This window comes from Nonomuraea sp. NPDC050786, from assembly GCF_040654115.1.
Lineage (GTDB): Bacteria > Actinomycetota > Actinomycetes > Streptosporangiales > Streptosporangiaceae > Nonomuraea.
The window spans coordinates 18544-44029 of the sequence record NZ_JBFAHJ010000037.1 but is presented as its reverse complement, the minus strand read 5'-3'; the positions used below and the strand labels follow the sequence as shown (position 1 = coordinate 44029).

Genomic DNA, 25486 nt, shown 5'->3' with positions numbered 1-25486 from the left:
CACCGAGCGAAGGAGCTCGCGACGAGAGAGCGAGGAACGAGCCAACGAGGAGCGAAGCGGTCGCGACCATGAACACGAGCGAAGGAGCTCGCGACGAGCCAACGAGGAGCGAAGCGGTCGCGGCCATGAACACGGGCTACGGGCCACGGCCGCCGGCGCGCACCGCGTGACGGGCGGGCCGTTCTTCCCGTACTTCGCGGTCAAGAACGGCGCCACGGCGCTGTTCACGATAGGAGCCATCGCGGCGCTGGCCACGTTCGTGCGGGTCAACCCGGTATGGGAGCACGGGCCGTACCGGGCGGGCGGATATGTGCCGTCGGCGCAGCCGTTCTGGTACTTCGGGGTGCTGAACGGCGCGCAGCGGCTCGTCCCGCCGTGGGAGGTCACGATCGGCGGGTACGTGTTACAGCCCGGCCTCTGGATCCCGCCGCTCGTCCTCACGGTCTTCTTCGGCGTCCTGCTCCTCTACCCCTTCATCGAGCGGCGCTTCACTGGCGACGGCGACCATCACCACCTGCTGGACCGGCCGTCGCAGGCCCCGGTCCGCACGGCGCTGGGGGTCGCCGTCATCGCGTTCTTCGTGGTGCTGTGGGCCGGGATGTGGGTGTCGGAGGCGCCGCCGCGGATGCACTCCGCGCCCGGCTTCCCGCAGCCCGCGCAGGCCCCCGGGGCGCTGCTGACCGTGCCGCACGACACGTACACGATGGTCGTGGCCGGGCTGCGGGTGGCCGTGTTCGTGCTGCCGGTGGTGGCGTTCCTGATCGCCCGGGCGGTCTGTCGCAGGCGAGCCGGTTAGCGGCTGCCTCGTCGAGTGACACCGTCGGTGATGCTGCGGGCGCGGGCGTCCGCTCCGCGAGCCTCAGGAAGCGTCGCGGTGCAGGTCCCGCCTCTCGGGCAACCGCTCGAGACCGGCCGACCGGTAGGTGGCGACGGCGCCGACGTTGGAGCTCGGCGTGCACACGACCACGCTGGACGAACCCGACTCCTGGAGTGCGCGCGCCGCGGCGACCGTGATCGCTCGGCCGTAACCGTGACCGCGGTGTGCCCGGTGCACCCCCATCGGCTCGATCAGCCCAGGCCTGCCCGCGCCCGCCGACCAGACCGCCACGACCGCCACCGCCTCGCCCTGCTCATCGCGGACGACCAGGCACCGCGCGTCGGCATACGGCGCACCCGCCGCCATCGCGTGCCAGCGCTCGTCGGTGAACGTCGACCTGTCGAACGACGCCCGCATGACCGCGGCCCACTCGTGCGCGTGTTCCGGCCCGATCGCCTCGACGCGAACGCCGGGATCCGGCACGGGCGCGCCGAGGTCATGCCGGAGTGGCGTCCACGGCTCGCCGGCCTCCCAGCCGTCCTTGACGAGCAGCTCCTGGACCAGCGCACCGGTCGGCGCCTCGACGTACACCTTGCCCGCGGGCAGCACACCGCGCTCGGGCGCCGCCACGTCCTCGGTCACCTGCTGCGCCAACTCCTCGTCCCGCCACGCCTCCGGCGCGAACGCCAATCGCAGCAGGTCCGCACCGTCCAGCAGTCCGACCGCCAGGACCTCCCCGGCCCGGCTCCAGGTCCGCGTGGCCTCCGCCGTCCGCTCCGCACCGAACCGCCAGAACCACCCCACATCCCCGGGATGCAACTGCACGGGCCCTCCGTCGTGCTGCCACTCCGCCAGCACCCGCACCACGTCGCCGAGCCCGTCCACCCCCGGCCGGCCCACCTCGATCGTCATCCCCCGATCACACACCACCCCACTGATCCTCCGCACCCGGATTTCCCGTTGCTGCCCTGTAATGTGCCGACCATGGCTTGTCGCATTTCCGAATTGATCATCCCATGTCAGGATCCGCAGCGGCTGGCGGCGTTCTGGTGCGAGGTGCTGGGCTTCACCGTGCTCGGCACCGAGGACGACGGCGCGGTGGAGATCGGACCAGAGGAAGGGTTCGGCGGCTTGCAGCCGACTCTGCTCTTCAGCCCCACCACCGAGCCCAAGGAGGGCCCGCTCCGGATGCACTTCGACGTCAACGCCACCGACCGCGATCAGGACGCCGAGCTCGAACGCCTCCTGAAGCTCGGGGCGCGCCCGGCAGACGTCGGCCAGACCGGCGAGGAGTCCTGGCACGTCCTGGCCGACCCCGAAGGCAACGAATTCTGCCTCCTGCGAGCCCGCCTGAGCTGAGCGTCGGCCCGCACCGGCAAACGCCCCAGGGCCTACGCAACGCGTTCGTCGTCGTCGACCCCGGGGCGCCGCGGCTACCTCCCCGCTAGTCCCCGGCCATCACAGTGAACGTGAACCCGGCACGCGTCGTACGGCGCAGCGGAATGTCGCACTTGATCCGGCGCAGCACCTCGTTCCTGCTGAGGCCGAGGCCGTGCGCGATGAGCCGCTCCGGGCGCACCGGCACCGGATCCTCGAAGACGATCTCCACCTTGACCGGCCACGCCTCGTCGACCCATGGCGACGGGGTGTCCAGCCGCCAGGCCCCCGTCCAGTCCAGGGTGACGCGGTTGCGCCGGGCGAGCAGCGGATCCAGCAGCGTGGACGCCACCAGCTCCGGATCGTTGGCGAGATAGCCGTCGAGCTCGGCCGGATCGAAGGACCTGACCGGCGCTCGCTCGTGCACGGTGAGCTTGCTCGTCCAATCGCAGGACACGCAGCGGACCAGCAGCCACACGTCCAGCAGCTTGCCGTTGGCGTTGACGCGGAATCTGCCCTCGCCGGCGGTGGCCGACTCCGACCGGCAGTTCACGCACCGCCGCGACAGCAGCGGCAGCCTGGTCCGGCGGACGACCCAGGGCAGCACAGTATGAGGTTGTGAAGACATGATCTCTCTAGACCTGACACGAGGCCGATTGCGCGCGGCCTCAAACGCTGTATGACCGGGCGCACACGGGCAGCCCGGCAGAGCCGACGAGAGGGTCGGCTTGAAGGTGAGCGGAAGAAGGTGTCAGGTCTAAAGAGCAGGCGGGGTCACGCGGTACTGTCCTCTGTCCTCACGGCGACGGGGCAGCAGGCACCCTACGGGAACGCGTGAGGAAGGCTCAAACGGTTTTCCGGCGGCCGGTCAGAGGCCGTGTTCGCCGGCGTAGCGGGCGGCCTCGACGCGGTTGCGGACGTCGATCTTGGCGAACGCGTTGTTGATGTGCGTCTTCACCGTGGCCTCCCCGATGAACAGGGTCCGGGCGATCTCCTGGTTGCTCAGACCGCGGGCGATCAGGCCCAGCACCTCGGCCTCCCGGGCCGTCAAACCGTCGGGCAGCACCGCGGGGCGGCGCAGCGGCAGCTCGTCCAGGGCGGCCACCAGGCGGCCGGACACCTTGGCGTCGAACGTGGACTGCCCCGCGGCCGCCGAGCGGAGCGCCGCCGCTATCTCGGCCCGCCCGGCGTCCTTGGTGAGATAGCCGCGGGCGCCCGCCTTCAGCGCCCGCACGATGGACTCGTCATCGGTGTACGTGGTCAGCACCACGACCGCCGTGCCGGGATGATCCCGAGTGATCCTGCGGGTGGCCTCGACCCCGTCCAGGACGGGCATGCGCAGGTCCATCAGGACGACGTCCGCAGGCCGGGCGGCGAGCAGGTCGAGCGCCTCCTGGCCGTCCGCCGCGGTGCCCACCACCTCCACGTCGTCGAGCAGCCCGAGCAGGGCCGCCAGCCCTTCGCGGATCAGCTGCTGGTCGTCCACCACCGCCACCGCGATCACTCCGGCACCTCCGCCGTCACCTGCCAGCGCTCCCCGTCCGGCCCGCAGGTCAGTGTGCCACCCGCCAGCGCCAGGCGTTCGCGCATCCCGGTCAGGCCGAACCCGGGGCGGTCGGCGGAGCCGCCGGTCAGCGGGTTGGCCACGCGGAGCCGTACGCGGTCGCCGGTGAAAGCCAGCGTCAGCGAGACGGGTGCGCCCGGCGCGTGTTTGGCCGCGTTGGTGAGCGCCTCGCGCGCGGTCGCGAGCAGCGAGACGGTCGCGGCCGACGACAGGGGGCGGGGCGGGCCGCTCCGCTCGAAGCGTACGGGGGAGCGGTGGTCGCTCATGTGAGACTCCGCGAGCCCGGTGAGGGCGTCGGTCAGGGTGGGGACGTCCTGGCGCAGCGCCGCGACCGCGTTGCGGGCCTCGGCCAGCCCCTCGCCGGCCAGCTTGCGGGCGCGGGCGATCGTGGCCAGCGCCCCCGGGACGTCGTGGCGCTCCTCCAGCACGGCCTGTGCCAGCTCCAGCTGGACGCCCAGCGCGCCGAGCGAGTGGGCCAGCACGTCGTGGATCTCGCGGGCGATCCTGGTGCGCTCGTCCAGCGCGGCCGCGCGGGCCCGCTCGGCCGCCACCCGGCGCGTCTGCTCGAGCAGCAGCTCCGCCTGCCGCGCCTGCACGACGTGCTGGCGATGGTTGATCCCGATGAGCGTCACCGCCAGCAGCAGCGCCGCCAGTCCGAACGCGTCGGCCGCGGAGCCGCGGTCGAGGAGCCAGGCCAGTGCGATGACGGCCGCGCTCGTCGTCATGATCGCGGTCACGGACGGGGCCGCCAGCGCGGCGAACCGGCCGAGGAAGATCGCGGTCAGGATGGTCGCGGAACTGTCGGCGGCGGGTCCGAGGGCCGCCGCCGACGCCAGCGTGGCGGCCGCGAGGCACGCCGCCGCCGGCATCGGGCGCCGCGGATCGAGCGCCACGAAGGCCAGCCAGCAGCCGGCCGCGACCCCGTACAGGGTCCAGACCGGCGGCGCCCCCTCGCGCGCGGTGAGGAGGGTGGCGGCCACGATCACGGTGCCGAACACCTGCACGACCAGCCAGCTGGGCGCGATGGTGTCCGGCAGCGACCACCTGCGCCGGGTCTCGGACATGTGCTGATCTCCCCGGATCAGTGCATGCGGGTGATGAGTTCGATGAGGACGAGCCGGTACGCGATGAAGCCCACCACCACGATGACCCCCAGCACCACCAGCGCGATCCAGCCCTTGCCGTTCATCTTGCCTCCCCGAACCGATTCCGTCGCCTTGCCGAGCAGGAGCTTGAGCAGGTCGTTCTCCGTCATGTCCATGACGCTAGGGACGAAGGCGGGTGGAGCGGCACCACCGGACGGTGGAGGCGGGGGTGGAGAGGCGGGACGAGCCGGATACCGGATGCTCCTGTCACTTCCATGGAATCCCTTGCCGCATTCGGATCGTAGCCGTACCGTCACGGATAGCGTTTCCCGGCGGATGTGGAGGTGGATGCTGTGGGCTGGCATGGGTGCGGACATCCTCGCACGAACGGACAGACTTGATGTTGCCGCACATCGCTTGGCGGCTGGACGCCATGGTCGCGGCCGTCACCGAGCACCGCGCCCCCTTGACCCGGCCGATCGAGCAGGCGTTGCGGGCGGTTCCCCGCCACTGGTTCGTGCCGCTCGCCGGCGAGTCGGTCGAGCGCGACGGGGCGCGCGTGCCGATCGACCGCGACACCGACCCGTCGGCCTGGTGGGACGCCGTCTACGGAGGCCGGCCGATCATGGCGGGCCAGTGCCGGTGTCCCGCGCCGAGCGCGGTCGCCGACCTGCTGGAGCTGCTGGAGCCCGTCTCCGGGCAGCGGGTGCTGGAGGTGGGCACGGGCACGGGGTGGACCGCCGCGCTGCTCGGCCGCCTGGTCGGCCAGACGGGGAGCGTCACCTCGGTCGAGCCGGACGCCGCCGTGGCCGAGCAGGCCGCCAAGAACCTGGCGGCCGCCGGCGCCATGCCGCATCTGGTCGTGGGCGACGGCGCGGCCGGCTGCCCCGAGCGGGCGCCGTATGACGGGGTGCATGTGACGTACGCCGTCCGCATCGTGCCGTACGCCTGGGTCGCGCAGGCCCGGCCCGGGGCGGTGATCGTCTGCGCGTTCGGTGACGGTCACGCCCTGCGGCTGGTGGTCGGGCCTGACGGCACGGCGAGCGGCCGCTTCTCGGCGCTCACGACGATGTGCGCGCCGCAGGACGACCCGCCGGGCATGGCCCTCGTCACGGAGGTGCTCGGCGGGCGGGGTGCGGCCCAGCGGATGTGGACGATATGGGCCGAGCCCGGGCCGGAGCGGTTCGGCATGACGATCACGCCCAAGGATCAGCGGGTCTGGCTGGACAGGCCCGCGCACGTGATCGCCAAGGATTAATTCGTTTGCCGGGAGCGGAGCCGGCGCGGAGGATGCGGGGATGCGGATCGAGTTCCCGAGATTCTCCCCTGACGACACCGACCTTCTCGTCGACTTCCTGACCCGGCAGGAGTGGCCCTTCCACGCGGGCACCCAGGACCCCGATGCCGTGAAGAGCCGCGTCGCCGACGGCCTCTACGACAACGAGGAGTTCAGGACGTTCTGGGTGCTCGCCGACGGGGAGCACGCCGGCCTGATCAAGCTGATGGATCTCACCGACGGGACACCCATGTTCGACCTGCGGATAGCGCAGGAGCGGCGGGGTCAGGGCCTCGGCACCAAGGCGGTCGCCTGGCTGACCGGCTACCTGTTCGCCGAGCTGCCGCACATCAACCGGATCGAGGGCAACACCCGCCGGGACAACCAGGCGATGAGAGCGGTCTTCCGCAAGAGCGGTTATGCCAAGGAGTCGCACTACCGGGAGGCGTGGCCGGACCCGGACGGCAAGCTCCACGACTCCGTCGGCTACGCGATCCTCCGGCGCGACTGGCTCTCCGGCACCGTCACGCCGCCCGACTGGGACGACGAGTGACCCTATGAGGCCCTGAGGGGGCGGTGGTGGGCCACGGCGCGGGCGTGGGCCTCGGCCAGGAGGGGACGGGCCTGCTCGCCCGGGTTCACGATCGAGATCCAGCCCTGACGCGAGTAGACGGGGTGCGGGATGACGCGGTCCGCGGCCGTGTAGTCGGTGTCGGCGTGGTGCTCGGCGTGCTCCTTCGGCGGATAGCCGACGAGCCGCTCGAACTCACTGCTCCCGACGGCGATGTTCAGCCGGAACACGCCCGGCCTGTTGAGGTCGGAGGCGGTGTCGAACCCGTCGTAGTCCTTCGTGACGATGGTCGCGAACGGCTGACGCGGCCGCGCCTCCAGCGTGCCCTCGGGGTCGTAGTAGAAGAACGTGTCTCCCCAGGCGATCTCGGGCGCGCCGCTGTCCTCGCTGACGGTCATGGCCACGACTCCGGCAAAGCCGGACACGAATTCGATGATCTCGTTCTCGGTCATGGCTTCAAGTCTTTCATTGACGTACCCTGTGAGACTTTCCATCCGATTCCAGCGGCTGACCGCATAAAACTCTCAAACCGGAGGACCATGTCCGAGACCCACCTCCCCGGGGGATTCGTCAACGCCGTCGTCCGCGTCGGCGACACCGTCCGCAGAACGCCCGGGCAGCGGGCCGCGTACGTTCACGAGCTGCTGCGCCTCTTCGAGCGGAACGGGTGGGCGGGCGCGCCCCGGTTCCTGGGCCTCGACGATCAGGGCCGCGAGATCCTGAGCTTCGTGGACGGCCACGTGGCCTGGGAGGAGGCCCAGCCGGACGGCGTCGCCTCGGACGAGAGCCTGGCGCGGGTCGCCGAGCTGGTGCGGGAGTTCCACGACCTGACCGCCGGCACGGGGCCGGCCGGGGACGAGGAGGTCGTCTGCCACAACGACCTGTCGCCCAAGAACACCGTCTACCGGGGCGAGGAGCTGCGGCCGGTGGCGTTCATCGACTGGGACCTGGCCGGGCCGGGCCGGCGGGTCCACGACGTGGCACACGTCTGCTGGCAGTACGCGGGCCTCGGACCCGCCGTCGAGGACCCGGCCGACGCGGCCCGGCGGGTACGCCTGATCTGCGACGCCTACGGGCTGCGGGAGCGCGGCGAGGTGGTCGAGACGATCCTGTGGTGGCAGGACAGGTGCCGGCGCGGCATCGAGGCCGACGCGGCCGCCGGGATGCCGTACGCGGTCAGGCTGCGCGAAGGCGGGGTGGTGGCGCAGGTACGCGCCTGCCACGACTGGGTCGCCGAGCGCCGCCCCATGCTGGAGCGGGCGCTGCGCTAGCTAGACGGAGGAGACCGGGGAGACCGGGGAGACCGGGGAGACCGGCGCGGCCGGGGCTCCGGGGGCGGGCTCATCGACGGGGACGTAGTCGTGGCGCATGCCGTGGTCGCCCAGCCACTGCCGGAGCCCCGGCACGGCCGCCGGGTTGGCCGCCACCTGCGCGGCGTACTCCGACAGCGCCACCTCCTCCCCGTCGTCGTACAGCAGCCGCGCCGGCCCCGACCAGGACAGGGTCCACCTGGCCTGCCCGAGCTGGATCAGCACCGCCTCCAGCGCCTGCCCCAGCACACCGGCCAGCAGGGTGTCGGAGGGGTTCCAGCCGAGCTCGCGCAGCGCGGCCTCCAGCTCCGCCTGCCGCCCCCGCGCGATCGCCTCGAAGGCGGCGTCCAGGTACGGCCGCGCCGCCCCCATCACCCGCTGCCCGGCCAGCGCCAGGTCGCGCAGGGCGTCGGCGTTGCGGCCCGCGTACATGCCGTGCGCCACCAGCTCCTCCCACGCCACCGGCCGCAGCTCCGTGAGCGCCTCCGGCGTCCACATGGCCTGCTCCACCGCCTGCACCGCCACGTTCGCGTCATGCAGCAGCGTCAGCGCGGAGCGGGGATCGGGTACGTGCGGCGGCTCCGGCAGGTGCTCGATGGCGGCCAGGCGCTCGGCCAGGCTGGGATGGGAGTCGTACGGCGAGACCTCCTCCGGCTCCGCGCCCAGCTTGGCGATCTCGGCCTGGCGGTCGGGGTCGCTCATGAGCGCGTGGAAGCCCCCGAACACCGAGGACGGCCTGGTGCCGCCCGCGCCGGTGAGTGAGAGGTAGTCGTTGACGTACAGGTTCCAGCCTGTCGCGGTGGCGTGGATCTTGCGCAGGGCGCCCGCCATGGCCTGCCGGCCGCTGATCGCGACCGCGAACTGGTCGGCCTCCAGCTCCTGCCTGCGCGAGACGGCCTGCGAGACCCGGAAGTAGAGCTTGGCGTACCAGGTGAACAGGCGCTGGATGAACGGGTGGTTGCCCAGCCCCTGGATGGTGGCGAGGAGCGAGACCCGCCCCCGGTAGACCGGCGCGCCTAGGCGCGTGTGGGCGCCGCTGTAGTGGCCCAGCTCGTGCCCGAGCACCGCGCGCATCTCGTCCACCGTGAGCGTCTGCAGCAGCGGCAGGCCGACGAACATCCGCCGCCGCGTCGCCTTCATCCCCAGCCAGCGCGTGTCCTCGGAGACGGCCGCGTTCACCTCCGCGACCAGCCGGATCTCGTCCGGCGGAGCCGTGCGTACGCGCTGCGCCAGCTCCTCGACCGTCTGCCAGAGCATCGGCTCGTGCTCGCGCCCGACGGGCACGCCGGGCTGCTCGCCGCTCTGGCGGCGGCTCACCATGAACAGCGCCCGTACGAGCGCGGCCGCGGCCAGGGTGAGGATGATCGCGATCTTGAGTGCGTTGGCGTGGAAGTCGACGAGGAGCAGGACGTCGAAGAAGACGGCCGCCGCCAGGATGAGGCCGACCAGAACGTAGAAACCGGCGAGCAGTGTGAAGGCCAGCACCGCTCGGAACGCTGTCGTCATGGGGGAGGGCTCCCGGGGAAGGGGTTCTCGCGAGGCTTGACCTTAGCGGAGACGGGAAACTGGATAAAATCACCGAAGCAATGCCGTACTACGACCAGCACGACCAGGACCGTTGGGTTCCGGAACCTCCCGGCAATCCTGAACGGTCCGCGTTCGAGCGCGACCGGGCCCGGGTGCTGCACAGCGCCGCGCTCCGCAGGCTGGCCGCGAAGACGCAGGTCGTGGGCCCTGGCGAGACGCTCGGCGGCGGCCAGCACATCCCGCGCACCAGGCTCACGCACTCCCTCGAATGCGCCCAGGTCGGCAGGGAGATGGGCGCCACACTGGGCGTCGATCCCGATCTGGTGGAGACGGCCTGCCTGGCGCACGACCTGGGGCACCCGCCGTTCGGGCACAACGGGGAGGTGGCGCTCAACGCGCTTGCGGCCTCGTGCGGCGGCTTCGAGGGCAACGCGCAGAGCCTGCGCCTGCTGACCAGGCTGGAGGCCAAGGTCCTCACGGAGGACGGCCGCAGCGCCGGGCTCAACCTGACCAGGGCCGTCCTCGACGCTTCCATCAAATATCCCTGGACATGCGAAAAATCCCTGAAATTCGGGGTGTACGACGATGATCTGCCCGTCTTCCGGTGGATCAGGGACGGCGCGCCGGACGGGCGGGTGAGCTTCGAGGCCCAGATCATGGACTGGGCCGACGACGTCGCCTACTCCGTGCACGACCTCGAAGACGCCCTCCACTCCGGCCACGCCACCCCCGAGGTGCTCCGGTCGCCCGTCGAACGCACGCAGGTGTGCGAGACCACCCGCACGTGGTACGCCCCGTACGCCGACCTCAACGAGCTGGAGGAGATCTTCGCCAGGCTGATCACCGACCCGCTCTGGCCGCGCCGCTTCGAGGCCACGCTCGCCGACCTGGCCGGGCTCAAGGCCCTCACGAGCGGGCTCATCGGCCGCTTCTGCCGCTCCGCCCAGGCGGCCACCAAGGAGGAGGCGCACGGCTCCCGCCACCGCGCCGACCTCGTCGTCCCCCACGCCACCCGCCTGGAGTGCGCCCTGCTGAAAGGCGTGACCGCCCACTACGTCATGACCACCAGGGACCACAACGCCAAACAGGCCAGGCAGCGCGAGCTCATCACCGAACTGGCCGCGATGATCACGCTGGGCGCGCCGGGCACGCTGGAGCCCGCGTTCAGGCCCGCGTACCTGGAGGCCCCCGACGACGCGGCCCGCGTCCGCGTCGTCATCGACCAGATCGCCTCGCTCACTGACACTTCGGCCGTGGCCTGGCACCGCAGGCTCTCCCGCTGATCAAGCTTTCTCCATGAGCCTGGTCACCAGCCTTTTCCCCTGACCCGAGCGGGCGGATACTGCGGCCATGGCCACATATGTGATCGTCGGCGCCGGGCTTGCGGGGGCCAAGGCCGCGGAGACGCTGCGCGAAGAGGGCTTCGACGGCGAGATCGTGCTGATCGGCGCCGAGTCCGAACGGCCCTATGAACGACCGCCCCTGTCCAAGGAGTTTCTCCAGGGCAGGAGCGAACGCGAGAAGATCTTCATCCACCGCCCGGAGTGGTACGCCGACAACGGTGTGGACCTGAGGCTCGGCACCCGCGTCACCCGCATAGAGCTCGACAACCACCTGGTCCGGCTCGGCGACGGGTCACGCCAGCCGTACGGCAAACTGCTCATCGCCACCGGAGCCACGCCGAGACGGCTGCCGGGGCCCGCCTACTACCTGCGTACCGTCCAGGACAGCGAGGCGCTCAAGGAGCGCTTCGCCGCCGTCGGTAGCGTGCTCATCGTCGGCGCGTCCTGGATCGGGCTGGAGTGCGCGGCGGCCGCCCGCGCGGCGGGCTGCGAGGTGACCGTCGTCGAGCCCGAGCCCACCGCGCTCAACCGGGCGCTCGGCCCCGAACTCGGCGACCTGTTCGCCCGCCTGCACGCCGGCAAGGGTGTGGACCTGCGCTTCGGCACCGCCGCCGCCGAGATCACCGACACCGGCGTGCGGCTCAGCTCGGGCGAGCGGCTCGCCGCCGACATGGTGGTGGCCGGCATCGGCGCCGTGCCCGAGGTCGGCCTCGCCCGCGAGGCCGGGCTCGACGTCGGCCAGGGCGTGCTCACCGACGCCGCCCTGCGCACCTCGCACCCCGACGTGTTCGCCGCCGGCGACGTGGCCGAGCCCCACCACCCGCTGTACGGGCGCCGCCTGCGCGTCGAGCACTGGGCCAACGCCCTGCACGGCGGCCCGGCCGCCGCCAGGTCCATGCTCGGCCAGGACGTGGTCTACGACCGGATCCCGTACTTCTACACCGACCAGTACGAGCTGAGCATGGAGTTCTCCGGCGACATCGAGGGCTACGACGAGATCGTCTTCAGAGGCGAGCCCGAGAGCCTGGAGTTCGTCGCGTACTGGCTGCGCGGCGGCCGGGTGATCGCCGGCATGAACGTCAACGTCTGGGACGTCGTGGACGAGATCCAGGAGCTCATCAGGTCAGGCGTCATTGTTGACCAAAAGGAGCTATCGACGGGTTCACCGTGACCGTGCCGTCGTCCCGCGTCGGCCGCTTCGGCTTCTTCGTCGTCTGGGCCTGCGGGGTCTTCTTCGACGAGCACTGCACGGCGCAGCGCGGCGTCTCGCCCAGCTTGCCGCGCAGGGCCAGCGTCTCGTCCCTGGGCGAGTACGTGCGGTTGCCGGACTGCCAGGCGTCGAGGTAGTCCCACGGCTCGACCATGCCCCTGCGTACCCACCAGAAGGCCGGGCCCGTCTTCCACGAGATCGCGAAGTAGAGATTGGCCCCGGTGTCGCGGGCGTTGCCCGACTTGCCCACCCGCCCGAGCAACTGGCCCGCGTTGACGCGGACGCCCGGCTTGATGCCGTTCGCGACCGAGTCGAGGTGGCCGCCGAGGTAACGCACGCCGTCGTCCCCGATGATCGTGACGAACCTGCCCTCGCGGTCGGCCCCGGCGTCCGTGGCCGGGCGCCACTTGTTCTGGACGTTCACCTCGTCCACGACGCCGCCGATGGGCGCCACGAACGCGCACCCCTGCTGGGCCCAGATCGTCGTCTTGGGCAGCACGAGGAGCTTGCGCTGATAGGTCGTTCTGCAGCCCTTGACCGGGAACGCGTACTCGTACTTCGACAGCTTCGGCGGCGGGACCCTGACCGGGTCGTCCCCCTTGGGCGGCTCCTCGGCCGCCTGGTGCTCGGCCGACGGGCCGGGCGTCGCCGAGGTCGCCGGGTCCGTCGAGGCCACGGTGGCCGGGGACGGGGTGGCGGAGGGCCGGATGGTGGCGGGCGACTGGGCGCTCACCCCGGCCAGCCCGGTGGCCTGCGAGCAGCCGGCAGCCAGCAGCACGGCGCCCGTGACGGCCGCCCATCGTCCGAGATGCCCCGATCGCATGATCTCCACCTGTGTCACCGTTTCCACCGACAACCTTTACCTTTGTAGCCGACCGGGAGACCTCACAGAGCCGCTTTCCCCCTTTAGCAACCCAACAGGTGATGCCCGCCTATCCCGTACCGCACCCGTACCGGGCGGAAGCGTCGGTGGGGCGGAATAGACTCACCGGCGTGGCTGGCCGGATCCGTGATGTCGACATCGCGCTCGTACGCGAGCGTTCACCCATCGCCGACGTGATCGGCGAACACATCCAGTTGCGCAACGCGGGGGGCGGCAATCTCAAGGGCCTGTGCCCCTTCCACGACGAGAAGAGCCCCTCCTTCAACGTCACCCCCGAGCGCGGGATGTACTTCTGCTTCGGCTGCTCCGAGGGCGGCGACGTGATCACGTTCGTCGAGAAGATCGAGCATCTGTCGTTCGGTGAGGCGGTCGAGCGGCTGGCGCAGCGGGCCGGGATCCAGCTGCAGTACGAGCAGGGCGGCTATGTGCCGCGGCGCGACCACGGCGAGCGGGCCAGGCTGATCGAGGCGCACAAGGCGGCGGCGGAGTTCTACGCCGACAAGCTGTTCGGTCCCGACGCGGCGGCCGGGCGCCGGTTCCTGTCGGAGCGGGGGTTCGAGCGGGCCGACGCCGAGCTGTTCGGGGTGGGGTACGCGCCCGCCGAGTGGGAGGCGCTCACGCGCCATCTCCTGGGGCGCGGGTTCACCGCCGAGGAGCTGGTCAAGGGCGGGCTGGCCAAGGAGGGGCGGCGGGGCCCCATGGACCGTTTCAGGGGGCGGCTGATCTGGCCGATCAGGGACGCCACCGGGGATGTGATCGGATTCGGAGCGCGAAAGCTGCTCGATTCCGATGAAGGCCCGAAATATCTGAATACGCCTGACTCCCCGCTTTACAAGAAGAGCCAGGTGCTTTATGGGATCGACCTCGCCAAACGGGAGATCTCCAAGCGGGCCCAGGCGGTGATCGTCGAGGGCTACACCGATGTGATGGCGTGCCACCTGGCCGGGGTGCCGACGGCGGTGGCCACCTGCGGCACGTCGTTCGGCGAGGAGCACATCAAGATCCTGCGCCGGTTCCTGCTCGACCAGGCCGAGTTCCGGGGTGAGGTGATCTTCACCTTCGACGGTGACGCGGCGGGGCAGAAGGCGGCGCTGCGGGCGTTCGCCGACGAGCAGAAGTTCGTCACGCAGACCTACGTCGCGGTGCAGCCCGACGGGCTCGACCCGTGCGACCTGCGCGTCAAGCAGGGCGACGCGGCCGTGCGGGATCTGATCGCGAGCAGGGAGCCGCTCTTCCAGTTCGCGATCAGGAGCACGATCTCCCGTTACGACCTGCGCAGCAACGAAGGCAAGATCGCCGCGCTGGACGCCGCCGCGCCGATCGTGGCCGGGATCAAGGACGTGGGGCTGCGCAAGCGGTACGCCATCGACCTCGACCGGTGGCTGGGGTTCATGGACGAGCGGTTCGTCATGCAGCGCATCGCCGAGGCGGCGGGCGCGCAGCAGGGCCGCCCGCGGCGCGCTCCCCAGGCGGCGCCCGTCGATCCGAGCGTCCGGGTGGAGGGCGAGCTGCTCAAGCTGGCCGTGCAGCGCCCGGCGCTGCTCGGGCCGCGCTTCGACGCGCTCGACCCGCAGGCGTTCACGGCTCCCGACCACGTGCTGCTGCACAAGGTCATCGTGGCCTCCGGGGGCGTGGCCGCGGGTGCCTACGGCGGTCGCGAGTGGGTCGACCTGCTGCTGGAGCACGCGCACGAGGAGGGCGCCCGGGCGCTGGTGACCCGCTTCGCGGTGGAGCCGATCCAGGCCGACGCGCACGCCGAGGAGCGCTATGCCGGGGCCATGCTGGCGGCCATCGAGGCCATCGCGGTGGACCGGGCGATCACGCAGGTGAAGTCGCGGATCCAGCGGCTCAATCCGGTGGAGGAGCAGCAGGAGTACAACAAGCTGTTCGGGGAGCTGGTGGCCCTGGAGCAGCAGCGCCGCGTGCTCCGCGACCGCGCCGCCGGCAGCTGACCGTCGTGACGCGTTCCTGATCAACCTTCGCGGGGGCGGCGACTACTTCATCCCCTGCAAGGGCGCTCCCTGGTACCTCCACCTCCGCGACCCCGAGGCGGCCAAGAAGCGGCCGGGGCTGGTGGTGGACGCGGCCGACGGCACGGCGCCGCAGCCGGTGGTCTCCGACGACGCCGGCCTCGCGCCGGCGGCCGGCGGCCACACCGGCTGCTGCTGCCGTTCGCGGTCGTTCCCGCCGCCCAGGCCCAGAGCGACCCGATCCGGTACGCCGTACCGCTCAAGGACAGGAAGCTGCGCCGGGTGCCGCGCCGCGACACGCCGCCGCAGATCGTGGGCCGCAACCTGCCCGAGTACGACGGTGACGGCAAGGTCGCGGCGCCGGCGGCCGACGGGCGCAGGACACAGCGCCTCAGAATCGACGTGGACACCGGCGCGATAGAGGTCGTGGACGCCTACCGGACCCCCAAGAACCGGGCCTGTCGCGCCGCAGGTTGATAACAGTTTGGCCGCGGTGACAGGCGGCATATCAGGGCGGTTGACCGGGGAACCTGGCGCGGTCCAATAGCTTAGAGAGGCGCTGGACAACGATGTCAGGGCAGCAAAAGAGTCGCGTCCGGCCGAGGGGTGTCGCCGGGCGCCTGAAACCAGACTGCGTAATTGACTTTGATTTCCTGATCAAACTCCGGCCAAACCTATAAGCGATCTCAATTCGGTAAGGACGACCGCCTTACCTTCAGTGACAAAAATGGGTCTGCCATTTGATGGAACCAATACTGCAGACTGTCTCCCGTGGGTGCATCGGTGCTGCCAAGCAGTCCGCCATCGGTAGATCAGGTGGCGGATCTCGTCGCGAAGGGAAGGGAGCGCGGGAGCGTAACCGTCGATGACGTCGCAGCCGCGCTTGACCGGTCCGAGTTGCCGTCCGACGCGCTGGAACGCGTCGTGCGGATGCTCGCCGAGAACGGCGTGGAGGTCCTCGAGCCCCAGGGCGACGAGGAGTCCACCCGCGCCGATGAGGAAGACGTTGGCAAGCGGGCGCCGACCAGTGATCTGGTCCGTATATATCTACGGGAGATCGGCCGCGTGCCCCTGCTGACCGCTGAGGAGGAGGTGGAGCTCGCCAAGTCGATCGAAGCCGGCCTGTTCGCCGAGGACAAGCTGGCCAACGGGGCCTCGCGTCTGGCCTTCCCGGAGTTCAGGGAGCTCGTCTGGCAGGGCACCAGAGCCAAACAGCGGCTCATCGAGGCCAACCTCAGGCTCGTGGTGTCGATCGCCAAGCGGTACGTCGGCCGCGGCATGCTCTTCCTGGACCTGATCCAGGAGGGCAACCTCGGGCTCATCCGGGCGGTCGAGAAGTTCGACTACACCAAGGGTTACAAGTTCTCCACCTACGCGACCTGGTGGATCAGGCAGGCGATCACCCGTGCCATCGCCGACCAGGCGCGGACGATCCGCATCCCCGTGCACATGGTGGAGACCATCAACAAGCTCGTACGCGTGCAGCGTCAGCTCCACCAGGACCTCGGCCGCGAGCCGATTCCCGAGGAGATCGCCAAGGAGATGGACCTCCCTGTCGATCGCGTGGTGGAGATCCAGCGCATCGCCCAGGAACCCGTGTCGCTGCAGTCGCCGATCGGCGAGGAGGACTCCGACCTCGGCGACTTCATCGAGGACGCCGACGCTGTCGTGCCCATGGAGGCCGCGGCCTTCATCATGCTGCAGGACCAGCTCGACGACATCCTGGCCACGCTGTCCGACCGCGAGCAGCGCATCATCCAGCTCCGCTTCGGCCTGGCCGACGGGCATCCGCGCACGCTGGAGGAGGTGGGCAGGGAGTTCGGCGTCACGCGGGAGCGCATCCGGCAGATCGAGTCGAAGACCTTGGCCAAGCTCCGCCACCCGACGCGCGCGCAGATGCTGCGGGACTATCTGGACTGATCCCAGGGAACGGGCCCGGACGAGTGCCGTCCGGGCCCGTCCCATGTCCGGGAACCTGTCCCGTGCTCAGGAGCAGCCCTCGAACTGCGGCACTGCGATCGTCGACAGGTCCAGCCCCGACTTGCCGAACCACCGGTGCAGCAACCTGCTCGCCGTCCCGTCCTGGTACATCTCGGTGATCGCCCGGTTGACCGCCTCGCACCCCGGCACGTCGCTCTTGCGCATGCCCACTCCCGTGCGCTGCTCGTTGAACTGCGCGTTGGCCAGCTTCAGCCCCGTGCCGTCCTGGTTGGCCAGCCCCGCCAGGATGACGTCGTTGGTGGTGACCGCGTCCACCTGGTTGCTCTTGAGCGCCGCCAGGCACGCCTTGTAGTCGGCGAACGGCACGAGCTGCGCCGCCACCTCCCGCTCCTCCACGACCCGCTGGGCCGCGTTCGACCCCTGGACCGCGCAGATCCTGCGCCCCTTGAGGTCGCGCACGTTCGTGATCGTCTCGTCGGGCCGCTGGAGGATGTCCTGGTAGGAGATGTGGTACGGCCCCGCGAAGAGCACGTCCTTCTTGCGCTCCTGGTCGATCGTGAAGGTGGCCAGCACCAGGTCGGCCCGGCCGCTGGTGATCGCCTTCTGCCGGTCGGCGGCCAGCACCCCGATGTAGGTGGCCTCCTTGTGCAGCTTGCGGGCGATGTAGGCGGCCACGTCCACGTCGAAGCCCTCGAACGTGCCGTCGGGCCGGCGGAAGCCGATCGACGGCAGGTCGGGGCGTACCGCGATGACGATCCGCTCCTTGTCCAGGACCGATTCCTGCCCGTCCGTCCCGCAGCCCGCGACCGCCGTCGCGACCAGGGCCAGCACCACCACCAGCGCCCGCTTCACCGGTACTCCTTGAGTCGTGGCCACACGCCCGCGATCACCAGCAGGCCGATCCCGCCGATGGCGAACGGCAGCAGCCGCCACAGGTTGTCCAGCGCGCTCTCCCCGTGCTTGATCGCGCGCGTGAACTGGGTCTGATGCTTGGCTGACAGCGCCAGGAGCGCACGGTCGTACGCGTCGAACGCCGTGGTCACCGGGCCGAGCCGCTCGGCGACCGCCTCGTTGGTCCTGCCGTTCGCCACCAGCTCACGGAACTTCGTGTCGGAGGCCTGGAAGCTCTGGTAAGCCCCCAGCGCGTCGGCGCCCTCCTTGCCGATGAGCTCGGGCCCCAGCATGCCGAGGAAGTCCCTGGAGCCCGTGGCGACCTGGTTGTGGTACGTCCGCAGGTTGCCCGCCTTGAAGTAGACGACCGACATCGCCTTGTCCAGGAACGTGTGCTCGTAGGTGTCGGCCCACTCCTTGTCCAGCAGGTAGCGGCTCTCGTCGCCCTGCATGCTGTTGCTGATCGAACGCGCCTTGGCCAGCGTCAGCACCGAGTCGAACCCGGACGACTTGGCCTCGCGCAGCGCGGCCTCGTCCGTCCCGAGCACGTTCATCCCGGCGATCAGCGCGATCGCGGTCGTCACGGTGGCGACCAGCAGCGCCGGCCCGAAGACCCGGCGGAAGCGGCGCGCCAGGTAGACCTGGAGCCAGATCAGGCAGCTCAGCGCCAGCAGCCCGGCCAGCACCACCGCGATCCGCAGGAGCGGCACCATGACGGTCTTCTCGTCATAGGTGGCGCGCACGATCGTGCCGCTCTCCAAGGTCAGGTTGTACGCCTGGGGCAGCAGCTCGACCCGCATCAGCTTGGTGGCCTCGCGGTAGGTCAGCACCACCTCCTGGGGCGGCGGGCCGGGCGCGTGCTTGGACCGCTCGTCGAGCAGCAGCGCCTGGCCGGCCAGCCGTTCGTAGCGGCCCAGCCTGTCGAGCACCGAGCGCACGGTCTCCCGCTCGGCCCTGGTGTCGGCGAGCGAGAGCGCCTGCATCAGCGCCTCGTTGGCCTTGGAGCGCTGCTGGTCGTAGCGGTCGAGCGCCTCCTTGCGCTGGGGCGCGTACTGGTCGCCCATCACCAGCACGTTCGCCACCTGCGCGTCCATGTCGCTCAGCCCGAGGTAGAGATCGGCGGTGGCGACCACCTGCGGTCCCGCGTCGCGCCCGATGACCCGCAGGCCGTCGCGGGCGCTCATGCTGCCGACCGCGAGCGCCGCGAAGAGCAGGGCGAGCGAGGCGACGGTGACGCCGGTGACGACCCGGATCCTGCCGGGCACGCTCCGGCGCACCGGCGCCGGGGCGGCCTGGGCCCGCGCCACGGGCGCCTGAGGCTGGGGCTGCACCATGGTCACGGCGTGCCCTCCCTGATGGTGATGACGGTCCACGCCCCCACGTGGATCCTGTCGCCGGGGCCGATCCTGACCGGCACGTTGACCTTGACGGGCTTGCCGTTCACCTGGGTGCCGTTGGAGGAGCCGGGGTCGACCAGCGTCCACGAGCCGTCCGGCTGGGCCAGCAGCACGGCGTGCAGGTGGGAGACGCCCGGGTCCTCGGGCGGCCCGGTCAGGTCGATCTCGGGGGCCACGTTCCTCGCCCGGCTGCGCCGCCCGATGCGTACCTGCTCGCCGACGAGCGCGAACGAGCGCTCCGGGCAGTACGGCGGGAACGCCATCGCGGCCGCGTCAGGACCGCCCTCGGCGATGATCTTCTCGTAGTACGTGCGGTCAGCGGCGGTCACAGCCTCCCAGCGGGCCCCGCCGCCCACGGGGACGGAGACAGGGGCGCCGCCGCCGGTGTAGTCGTGGCCGCACACCTCGCAGAACTGCCCGGCGCGCGGCGTCTGGCAGACCGGGCACGACTCGGCCGCCGGCGCCGCGGCCTGGGCCTGTGGCTGGGGAGCTGGGGCGCCGGCCATCTGGGCGCCGCAGACGTCGCAGTATTCGTCGTCGCCCGACGCGTGGCCCTGCGGGCAGGTGGCCATCAGCTTCCTTCCTTGCGCAGCCGGCTGGTACGGACGGAGCCCGTGTCGAGCTCGAGCTCGTCGGCCTTGTCCACGTTCCTGCGCAGTCTGGCCGTGCCGGTGGCCGGATCCACCTCGACCACCTTCTCCAGCAGCCTGGCGGTGTCCTCGCGTCCCGACTCGGCGGCCAGCTCCTTGGCCTTGGCCAGACGGGCGGTCGCGGTGTCGACGTCGCCCATCGCCCGGGCGCTCAGGCCGTCCTGGATGAGCTCGTGCAGCTCGGCCTGGCCGGTGTAGTGGGCGACCTTGTTGTTGATCCGGGTGGAGGCCGCCAGGTCGTCGGTCCACTGGGCGAGCACGTTCCCGCTGGCCAGGACCTCCTGGGTGTCGGGGCGTACGAGCTTGACCCAGCCGGCCCTGATCTCCTGGCCGATCTGGCCCGGCGGCACCTCCACGCAGATGTGGTACTCGCGCTCCTCGGTGCCCCACGAGCCGGTCGGGTAGTCGCCGGTCAGCGGGTTCACGTCGGTGCGCTTGCCGGTCAGGTCGAGCAGCGTGGGGGAGACCTGCTTGACGAACTTCAGCGTGGCGGTCTGCGGCACCCACACCCGCAGCGACAGCTCGGCCACGGTCTTGCTCATCGACGCCTGCGTCAGCCTCCGGAAGAACTCGGACAGATCCCCCTGGTTCCGTACGAAGTCAAACGTGCCGAGCATCGCCTCGGAGACCTTCCGCAGCTCCGCGGGCACCCAGTCCTCGCCGATCCCCAGCGAGTCGCACACGAACTTGCCGCTCCAGCCCGCCAGCACCGACGCGAACACCTCGGGGCGCTCGTTGTTCTGGCCGTCGGTCATCAGCAGCGCATGCCTGATCGCCGACGGGTGCGCCGACAGCAGGTGGCCCGCCAGCTTCAGCCACTCACCCATGGCGGTGCCGCCGTGCGCCAACAACCGGCTGATCGCCCGCTCGGCCTCTGCCCTGGTGGCCGGACCGGCCTTGACCAGGCCGGCGTGGTTGCCGGGGTAGATCACCCTGGCCCGCTCAGTGCCCGCGATCACGGCGAAGTTGACCCCGTCACGCAGGGTGTGCACGGCGGTCGCGGCCGCCTGCCTGGCCTCACGGATCTTGCTGCCGCTCATCGAGCCGGACGTGTCGATGATGATCACTTCGGCGGCCTCCGCGGTCACGGACTGCGTGACCGCGCCGCCGGCGCCGCCGGTGGAGGCGACCGTGAGGATCGCGTGCACCTCGCGGCCGTCGGTCGGGAGGTACTTGTTCTGGTCGATGGTCAGGGTGAAAGTGGGCAGGTCACCCATGCGTCACTCCTAAGGGGATCAAGGCGATGGTCACGTTGTCCTGGCCCCCGGAGTCGAGCGCGTGGCGCAGCATCTCGCGGGCCATCTCGATGGGGGTCCCGGTGGTGGGGAAGGCATAGCCGTCCAGATAGCGCCACAGGCCGTCGCTGCAGACGAGCAGCAGGCCGGGCTCTTGCGGGGCGAGGGTGCGTACGTGGAGCGCGACGTCGACGGCGTCGGCGCCGAGCCAGGCGGTGATCTCGCCGGTCTCCACCGCGTCGTCCTCGGTCAGCAGCACGCCGCGGTTGTCGCGGTCCGGCAGCCAGTAGGCCCGGGTGTCGCCGGCCCAGCCGAGCGTGATCCGGCCCCCCTCGACGACGGCGGCGATGTACGTGCTGGCGGGCGCGTCATGCACGGACGTGGCCAGCTTGGCCACCGCCCGCCCGGCCAGGTCGAACGCCTCCTCGTGCGGCAGCCCCCTGACCAGCGCGGCGGAGGCGGTCTCGACGGCCACCGCGGACGCCTCGTCGGCCCTGGGCGAGCTGCCCACGCCGTCGCAGACCACGGTCACGATCGCCGCCCCGGACGCGAGCAGGGCGACCGCGTCCTCGTTGCGGCTGCGGCGCAGTCCCTTGTCCGTCACGGCCGCCGCCGCGCCGCCGTCGAGCACGGTCTCCGCGTGGTCCCTTCCGGTGGGCTGGCGTGCGCCGCACCGCTCGCAGTAGCCCTCCGCGTCGACGGCCTGCGCACCGCACGACGCGCAGGCCGGCGCGCCCAGCAGGTGGCCGCACGCCTCGCAGTAGGCCTCGCCCTCCAGCACGGACGCCTCACACACGGGACACATCATGGGCATCACAACCACGTCCTAGGTCGTACGGCGTTCGCCTGGTCGATGAGCGCGTGGCGCTCCTGGCGTGACTCGGCCGCGACCGCCAGCCTGCGGTAGATCGACTCGAGCCGCCTGCGCAGCCCCGTCTCGGTGAACGGAGCACCGGCCAGTTGCGTGCCGGACGACGGGGCATGGCCATCGAGCCAGGCCAGCGCGGCGGTGAGCAGCTCGGCGGTGAGCAGGTCACGGCGGCGCGGGTCGAGGTCGGACTGCCTGTCGAGCCGGTCGGCCGCGCCCACGAAATCGGTCGTGGTGAGCAGGTCCAGGTCGGGCCGCCGTACGACGGAGATCGCCTGTGCCACCTGTGCCGGCACCCGGTAGATCGAGTGGGACGAGACCTCGTCCAGCACGCTCATCCGGCCCGACCTGGCCAGCCCGAACGCCGCGCTCACGTAGGAGTGATCGGTCCGCCAGACGCCCTCGTACCAGCCGGCCGCCGGCTTGCCGGCGCACTCCAGCGCGAACGCGAGCGCCAGCTTCGGCGCCAGCTCGCCCGGCAGCGCCGACAGGCACCAGTCGAACATCGACACCGCCTGGTCCGGCTGGCCCGTGGTCAGCGAGAGCACCCCTCGGTACCAGCTCACGCGCCAGTCGCGCGGCAGCTCCCGGTCCAGCTCGCCCAGCGCGGCCGGAGCCTCCGCCGCGCCCTCCTCCGCCAGCAGCCTGGCCCGCATCAGCTTCGTCTCGGGCGTCTGCGGCATCGCGGCGAGCTGGTCGATCAGCTCCTTGCCGTCGCGGCCGAGCAGCCCGGCCAGCGCGCCCGCCGCCGGGTCGGCCGGATCGACCAGCGGCACCGGCAGGGCGGCCGCGACCGCCGCTGGGTCGAGCGGCCCGAACACCTTGTCGCCGTCCTCCGACAGCGCCGTGCCCACCGCGGTCCGCTCGGGCCCGAACATCGGCGAGGGCGCCGGGTACGGCACGCCGTCCTCGAGCGCGCTTACCTCCCGCAGCACCCCGATGAGCTGCTCCTCCATCTCCTCCGCGCTCTGGAACCTGTCGGCGGGATCGACGGCGGTCGCCTTGCGCAGCAGCCGGGTGAAGGACGGGTGCCCGCAGTCGTCGGGCAGCGGCGTGGCCACGCCATTCGCGTACGGGACGAAGCCCGGGACGGCCAGCACCGCCAGCGTCCTGGCCACGGTGTAGAGGTCGGCGGTGGCCGCCGCGGGAGCGGTCTCGACCTCCGGGGCGTGGTAGCCGGGCGTGGCCCACCCCGAGCCCGGCGGCGAGCCGATGGGCAGCACCGCGCCCAGGTCGATGAGCTTGAGCCGCTTGCCGACCCTGATCACGTTGGCCGGCTTGAGATCGCAGTAGACGATGCCGTGCTCGTGCAGGTAGGCGAACGCCTGCAGGATCTCCCTGCCGTACATGAGGGTCTCGCGCAGCGGCAGCGGGCCCTGGCGGCGCAGCTCGTGGAGCGACTGGCCGCCCACGTACTCCATGACGATGTAGCCGAAGCCGCCGGAGCGCTGGAAGTTGAGGATCTTGACGATGTTGGGGTGGTCGACCGTGGTGAGGAACTTCCGCTCCGCCTCCGCCGCCGCCAGCGCCTCGGCGTCGTTGGTGTTGAGCAGGCCCTTGAGCACCACCCACATGCCGTCGAGGTTCTCGTCGGAGGCCAGGTAGATCCAGCCCAGGCCGCCGTGCGCCAGGCAGCCCAGCACCCGGTACTGGCCCGCCACCAGGTCGTCCTTGCCCAGCTTGGGGGTGAAGGAGAACTGGGTACGGCAGTGCGGGCAGAACCCGTCCGTCAGCCCGGGCCGCCCCTCCCTGGACCGGCCGACCTTCTTCCCGCACGCCGGGTTGGCGCAGAACCGCTTGTCCTCGGGCACCACGGGGTCGCTCATGACTGCCGTGGTCGGGTCGCGGTAGGGCACCGACGGCAGGTCGGCGATGGTGGCCAGCCTGCCCGCCCGCGACCGGCCGCTGCTCACCGGCGAGGTGACCGACCTGCTCACCGGCTGGGTCTGGAGCGGGACCGAAGATGGGGCGGGAGGTACGGGCGCGCCGGCCGCGTTGCCGCACAGGTCGCAGTAGCCGTCCTCGATCGTGCCCGTGCAGCCGGGCTGGGTGCAGCGGGTCATCCCTTACCTCCGTGTATCGCGCGCTGGTACGTCTCGACGGCCGCGGCCGCCTTCGTCAGGTCGCAGGGCGCGCTCCACAGCAGCACGCGCGCCCGTTCGAACAGTTCGGAGGCCGCGGGGTCCTCCGCCAGGCCCTTGCGCACGGCCATCACCTGGCAGGCGCCGAGCCGCCCGCGCAGCTCGTCACGCCTGCCGACCAGGCCATAGAGCGCCTTGGCCGTGGCCAGCGACTGGTCGGCGGCCTTGCGGGCCTCGTCCTCCAGCCCCGCCAGCCGCTTGGCCCGCAGCACCCAGGTGTCGGCCGAGACGTCGAGCGCGTCCAGCTCGGCGGCCAGCGACTCGGCCCGGCTGCGCGGCTGGGCCTGCGGCGGCAGGGCGATCTTGACGACGACCGCGCCGTGGGCCAGCCTGGCCTCGCTCTCGGCCGCCCGGACCCGGTCGAGGGCGGCCACGAGGTCCTCCCTGCGCCTGGCGTACTCGGCCTTGACCGTGAGCGCCAGCTCCAGCTCCGCGCGGGAGCCGGCCAGCAGCCGGGCCAGCCGGTCGAGGTCCTGCTCGACGGGCGCGCCGAGGGGGTCTTCGAGGACCGAGGCGCGTAGCCGTCTCAGCTCGGCCTCGTGCGCCGTCAGGTCGGCGCTCTCGCCGAGCTCGCGTTCGAGGTCGCGGATGTGGCGCAGGTCGCTGTCGGCTCCGTCGAGCCGGGGCAGCACGGTGTTCCACACCGCGTCGATGTCGTTGAGTGCGGACGTGACCTCGCGGAAGGCGGCGTCCATCCGCGCCACGGTCTGGTCGAGGGTCAGCCGCTCGTCCTGCTGGGGGATGAGCGAGCGCTGCTCGACCGGCTTGGCCGCGGCCCGCAGCACCACGGAGCCGCCGGAGAGCAGCTCGCTCAGCTCCGCCAGCTGCTCGGCGCCCACCTTGGTGCGGGCGGCCCTGATCTGCTCGGCGTCGCGTAACACGGCCCGGTACGCGTCGTTCAGCGACCACAGCGTGGCCAGCGACTCCTGCGCCGTGGCCCATCTCCGCTGGGTCGCCCCGCGTAAGGAGGCTCCCTTGAGCAACTGATAGGTGGTATGGGATTCGAGATCGAGCAGGTCACCGGAGATACGGTCACGTTCGTCGGCGCGAGCGCGCAGTGCGTGCTCGACGCCCTCCCTGCTCATGGGTGGTCCCAGGCTCATCACGCTCCCCGGTGAAGCGGGCCCCCGATGCCCCCTTGGTCCTATCGGCTAAACGGGGGATTCAGCCGGTTGGTTCCAAGAGTCGGGGAGACCCCTGACTTGTCCCTGATTCAACCCTGTCTTGCCTGCAATCTGCTTAAAGGATCTCTTAACGTTGCGGACATGGGACGAATTCTGTTGTTCGCCGCGGCGATCGTGGCCGCGCTCGTGCTCCTCGGCCCCCTCGTGGGCCTCGCCTTCACGTTGCTCAAGTGGGGCCTCATCATCGGCGCCGTCGCGCTCGGCGCCATGCTCCTCACGAAGTGGGTCAAGAGAACGTAGCTTCCT

25 protein-coding genes and 1 pseudogene are annotated in these 25486 nt (G+C 71.1%); 11 read left to right on the top strand and 15 right to left on the bottom strand.

Annotated elements, in window-relative coordinates; translation table 11 throughout:
- Positions 1–796: pseudogene (locus AB0H84_RS44780) on the top strand (hypothetical protein); the annotation flags it as partial.
- 63 nt (positions 797–859) lie between these two features.
- Here the strand turns inward: AB0H84_RS44780 and AB0H84_RS44775 are convergent.
- Entirely contained in the window at positions 860–1729 is an 870-nt protein-coding gene (locus AB0H84_RS44775; protein ID WP_357618762.1) for a GNAT family N-acetyltransferase, read from the bottom strand.
- 72 nt (positions 1730–1801) lie between these two features.
- On the opposite strand from AB0H84_RS44775, the gene AB0H84_RS44770 reads away from it, so the two are divergent.
- A complete protein-coding gene (locus tag AB0H84_RS44770; protein WP_357618759.1) occupies positions 1802–2176 on the top strand; it encodes a VOC family protein in 375 nt (124 codons plus the stop codon).
- Between the two features lie 85 nt (positions 2177–2261).
- On the opposite strand, the gene AB0H84_RS44765 is transcribed toward AB0H84_RS44770, so the two are convergent.
- The 4 genes from AB0H84_RS44765 to AB0H84_RS44750 form a co-directional block, all read right to left on the bottom strand.
- Positions 2262–2801 carry a DUF1062 domain-containing protein gene (locus AB0H84_RS44765; RefSeq protein ID WP_357618756.1) on the bottom strand — a complete coding sequence of 180 codons (540 nt, stop codon included), beginning with the start codon at positions 2799–2801 and terminating at the stop codon, positions 2262–2264.
- Positions 2802–3062: 261 nt separating this feature from the next.
- Positions 3063–3698: a response regulator transcription factor gene (locus tag AB0H84_RS44760; RefSeq protein ID WP_357618753.1), complete on the bottom strand. Its 636-nt coding sequence runs from the start codon at positions 3696–3698 to the stop codon at positions 3063–3065.
- Positions 3695–4822 (bottom strand): histidine kinase, encoded by a 1128-nt coding sequence (locus AB0H84_RS44755; RefSeq protein WP_357618750.1) that lies wholly within the window; start codon positions 4820–4822, stop codon positions 3695–3697. Before AB0H84_RS44755 ends, AB0H84_RS44760 begins: the two co-directional genes overlap by 4 nt.
- Before the next feature lie 17 nt (positions 4823–4839).
- Positions 4840–5013, bottom strand: a complete 174-nt coding sequence (locus AB0H84_RS44750; protein ID WP_357618747.1) for a hypothetical protein — start codon at positions 5011–5013, stop codon at positions 4840–4842.
- 230 nt (positions 5014–5243) lie between these two features.
- Between AB0H84_RS44750 and AB0H84_RS44745 the strand changes: the two genes are divergently transcribed.
- Positions 5244–6101 carry a methyltransferase domain-containing protein gene (locus tag AB0H84_RS44745; protein WP_357618744.1) on the top strand — a complete coding sequence of 286 codons (858 nt, stop codon included), beginning with the start codon at positions 5244–5246 and terminating at the stop codon, positions 6099–6101.
- A gap of 40 nt (positions 6102–6141) precedes the next feature.
- Entirely contained in the window at positions 6142–6672 is a 531-nt protein-coding gene (locus AB0H84_RS44740) for a GNAT family protein (RefSeq protein WP_357618741.1), read from the top strand.
- Positions 6673–6674: 2 nt separating this feature from the next.
- Here the strand turns inward: AB0H84_RS44740 and AB0H84_RS44735 are convergent, their stop codons facing one another.
- Complete coding sequence (locus tag AB0H84_RS44735) at positions 6675–7142, bottom strand: DUF6194 family protein (RefSeq protein ID WP_357618738.1); 468 nt, start codon at positions 7140–7142, stop codon at positions 6675–6677.
- An 87-nt stretch (positions 7143–7229) separates the two neighbouring features.
- On the opposite strand from AB0H84_RS44735, the gene AB0H84_RS44730 reads away from it, so the two are divergent.
- A complete protein-coding gene (locus tag AB0H84_RS44730; protein WP_357618734.1) occupies positions 7230–7961 on the top strand; it encodes a phosphotransferase in 732 nt (243 codons plus the stop codon).
- On the opposite strand, the gene AB0H84_RS44725 is transcribed toward AB0H84_RS44730, so the two are convergent.
- Complete coding sequence (locus AB0H84_RS44725; protein ID WP_357618731.1) at positions 7962–9506, bottom strand: M48 family metallopeptidase; 1545 nt, start codon at positions 9504–9506, stop codon at positions 7962–7964.
- 80 nt (positions 9507–9586) lie between these two features.
- Between AB0H84_RS44725 and AB0H84_RS44720 the strand changes: the two genes are divergently transcribed.
- Together AB0H84_RS44720 and AB0H84_RS44715 are read left to right on the top strand one after the other, a co-directional pair.
- Positions 9587–10810, top strand: a complete 1224-nt coding sequence (locus AB0H84_RS44720) for a deoxyguanosinetriphosphate triphosphohydrolase (protein WP_357618728.1) — start codon at positions 9587–9589, stop codon at positions 10808–10810.
- Between the two features lie 67 nt (positions 10811–10877).
- Positions 10878–12041 carry an FAD-dependent oxidoreductase gene (locus AB0H84_RS44715; RefSeq protein ID WP_357618725.1) on the top strand — a complete coding sequence of 388 codons (1164 nt, stop codon included), beginning with the start codon at positions 10878–10880 and terminating at the stop codon, positions 12039–12041.
- On the opposite strand, the gene AB0H84_RS44710 is transcribed toward AB0H84_RS44715, so the two are convergent.
- Positions 12001–12903: a peptidoglycan DD-metalloendopeptidase family protein gene (locus tag AB0H84_RS44710; protein WP_357618722.1), complete on the bottom strand. Its 903-nt coding sequence runs from the start codon at positions 12901–12903 to the stop codon at positions 12001–12003. The genes AB0H84_RS44715 and AB0H84_RS44710 overlap by 41 nt on opposite strands.
- A gap of 170 nt (positions 12904–13073) precedes the next feature.
- On the opposite strand from AB0H84_RS44710, the gene dnaG reads away from it, so the two are divergent.
- From dnaG to rpoD, 3 genes are all read left to right on the top strand, one after another.
- Positions 13074–14915, top strand: a complete 1842-nt coding sequence (gene dnaG / locus AB0H84_RS44705) for a DNA primase (protein WP_357618719.1) — start codon at positions 13074–13076, stop codon at positions 14913–14915.
- Positions 14916–15215: 300 nt separating this feature from the next.
- On the top strand, positions 15216–15410 hold the full coding sequence (locus AB0H84_RS44700) for a hypothetical protein (protein WP_357618715.1): 195 nt from the start codon (positions 15216–15218) through the stop codon (positions 15408–15410).
- A 339-nt stretch (positions 15411–15749) separates the two neighbouring features.
- Positions 15750–16853 carry an RNA polymerase sigma factor RpoD gene (gene rpoD / locus AB0H84_RS44695; RefSeq protein ID WP_357618712.1) on the top strand — a complete coding sequence of 368 codons (1104 nt, stop codon included), beginning with the start codon at positions 15750–15752 and terminating at the stop codon, positions 16851–16853.
- 66 nt (positions 16854–16919) lie between these two features.
- Here the strand turns inward: rpoD and AB0H84_RS44690 are convergent, their stop codons facing one another.
- From AB0H84_RS44690 to AB0H84_RS44660, 7 genes are read right to left on the bottom strand one after another with little or no spacing between them, the layout of a single operon-like run.
- A complete protein-coding gene (locus tag AB0H84_RS44690; protein WP_357618709.1) occupies positions 16920–17726 on the bottom strand; it encodes a transporter substrate-binding domain-containing protein in 807 nt (268 codons plus the stop codon).
- Positions 17723–19105, bottom strand: a complete 1383-nt coding sequence (locus AB0H84_RS44685) for a hypothetical protein (RefSeq protein ID WP_357618706.1) — start codon at positions 19103–19105, stop codon at positions 17723–17725. Before AB0H84_RS44685 ends, AB0H84_RS44690 begins: the two co-directional genes overlap by 4 nt.
- Positions 19102–19734, bottom strand: coding sequence for an FHA domain-containing protein (locus AB0H84_RS44680; protein WP_357618703.1), 633 nt, complete (start codon positions 19732–19734; stop codon positions 19102–19104). Before AB0H84_RS44680 ends, AB0H84_RS44685 begins: the two co-directional genes overlap by 4 nt.
- A complete protein-coding gene (locus AB0H84_RS44675) occupies positions 19734–21029 on the bottom strand; it encodes a VWA domain-containing protein (RefSeq protein ID WP_357618700.1) in 1296 nt (431 codons plus the stop codon). The genes AB0H84_RS44680 and AB0H84_RS44675 overlap by 1 nt, the downstream gene beginning before the upstream one ends.
- Positions 21022–21843 carry a protein phosphatase 2C domain-containing protein gene (locus tag AB0H84_RS44670; RefSeq protein WP_357618697.1) on the bottom strand — a complete coding sequence of 274 codons (822 nt, stop codon included), beginning with the start codon at positions 21841–21843 and terminating at the stop codon, positions 21022–21024. The genes AB0H84_RS44675 and AB0H84_RS44670 overlap by 8 nt, the downstream gene beginning before the upstream one ends.
- Before the next feature lie 17 nt (positions 21844–21860).
- Complete coding sequence (locus AB0H84_RS44665) at positions 21861–23978, bottom strand: tetratricopeptide repeat protein (protein WP_357618694.1); 2118 nt, start codon at positions 23976–23978, stop codon at positions 21861–21863.
- Positions 23975–25141, bottom strand: a complete 1167-nt coding sequence (locus AB0H84_RS44660) for a hypothetical protein (protein ID WP_357618691.1) — start codon at positions 25139–25141, stop codon at positions 23975–23977. Before AB0H84_RS44660 ends, AB0H84_RS44665 begins: the two co-directional genes overlap by 4 nt.
- Positions 25142–25321: 180 nt before the next feature.
- Here AB0H84_RS44660 and AB0H84_RS44655 point away from each other — a divergent pair, with 180 nt between their 5' ends.
- Positions 25322–25480: a hypothetical protein gene (locus AB0H84_RS44655; protein ID WP_357618688.1), complete on the top strand. Its 159-nt coding sequence runs from the start codon at positions 25322–25324 to the stop codon at positions 25478–25480.
- The last annotated feature ends 6 nt before the right edge of the window (positions 25481–25486 follow it).

What these genes read in the sequence shown, in the direction of transcription:
- AB0H84_RS44775 (WP_357618762.1), bottom strand. Translation starts at nt 1,729, where the DNA reads ATGACGATCGAGGTGGGCCGGCCGGGGGTGGACGGGCTCGGCGACGTG.
- AB0H84_RS44770 (WP_357618759.1), top strand. Translation starts at nt 1,802, where the DNA reads ATGGCTTGTCGCATTTCCGAATTGATCATCCCATGTCAGGATCCGCAG.
- AB0H84_RS44755 (WP_357618750.1), bottom strand. Translation starts at nt 4,822, where the DNA reads ATGTCCGAGACCCGGCGCAGGTGGTCGCTGCCGGACACCATCGCGCCC.
- AB0H84_RS44750 (WP_357618747.1), bottom strand. Translation starts at nt 5,013, where the DNA reads ATGACGGAGAACGACCTGCTCAAGCTCCTGCTCGGCAAGGCGACGGAA.
- AB0H84_RS44745 (WP_357618744.1), top strand. Translation starts at nt 5,244, where the DNA reads ATGTTGCCGCACATCGCTTGGCGGCTGGACGCCATGGTCGCGGCCGTC.
- AB0H84_RS44740 (WP_357618741.1), top strand. Translation starts at nt 6,142, where the DNA reads ATGCGGATCGAGTTCCCGAGATTCTCCCCTGACGACACCGACCTTCTC.
- AB0H84_RS44735 (WP_357618738.1), bottom strand. Translation starts at nt 7,142, where the DNA reads ATGACCGAGAACGAGATCATCGAATTCGTGTCCGGCTTTGCCGGAGTC.
- AB0H84_RS44730 (WP_357618734.1), top strand. Translation starts at nt 7,230, where the DNA reads ATGTCCGAGACCCACCTCCCCGGGGGATTCGTCAACGCCGTCGTCCGC.
- AB0H84_RS44725 (WP_357618731.1), bottom strand. Translation starts at nt 9,506, where the DNA reads ATGACGACAGCGTTCCGAGCGGTGCTGGCCTTCACACTGCTCGCCGGT.
- AB0H84_RS44720 (WP_357618728.1), top strand. Translation starts at nt 9,587, where the DNA reads ATGCCGTACTACGACCAGCACGACCAGGACCGTTGGGTTCCGGAACCT.
- AB0H84_RS44715 (WP_357618725.1), top strand. Translation starts at nt 10,878, where the DNA reads ATGGCCACATATGTGATCGTCGGCGCCGGGCTTGCGGGGGCCAAGGCC.
- AB0H84_RS44710 (WP_357618722.1), bottom strand. Translation starts at nt 12,903, where the DNA reads ATGCGATCGGGGCATCTCGGACGATGGGCGGCCGTCACGGGCGCCGTG.
- AB0H84_RS44680 (WP_357618703.1), bottom strand. Translation starts at nt 19,734, where the DNA reads ATGGCCACCTGCCCGCAGGGCCACGCGTCGGGCGACGACGAATACTGC.
- AB0H84_RS44675 (WP_357618700.1), bottom strand. Translation starts at nt 21,029, where the DNA reads ATGGGTGACCTGCCCACTTTCACCCTGACCATCGACCAGAACAAGTAC.
- AB0H84_RS44665 (WP_357618694.1), bottom strand. Translation starts at nt 23,978, where the DNA reads ATGACCCGCTGCACCCAGCCCGGCTGCACGGGCACGATCGAGGACGGC.
- AB0H84_RS44660 (WP_357618691.1), bottom strand. Translation starts at nt 25,141, where the DNA reads ATGAGCAGGGAGGGCGTCGAGCACGCACTGCGCGCTCGCGCCGACGAA.
- AB0H84_RS44655 (WP_357618688.1), top strand. Translation starts at nt 25,322, where the DNA reads ATGGGACGAATTCTGTTGTTCGCCGCGGCGATCGTGGCCGCGCTCGTG.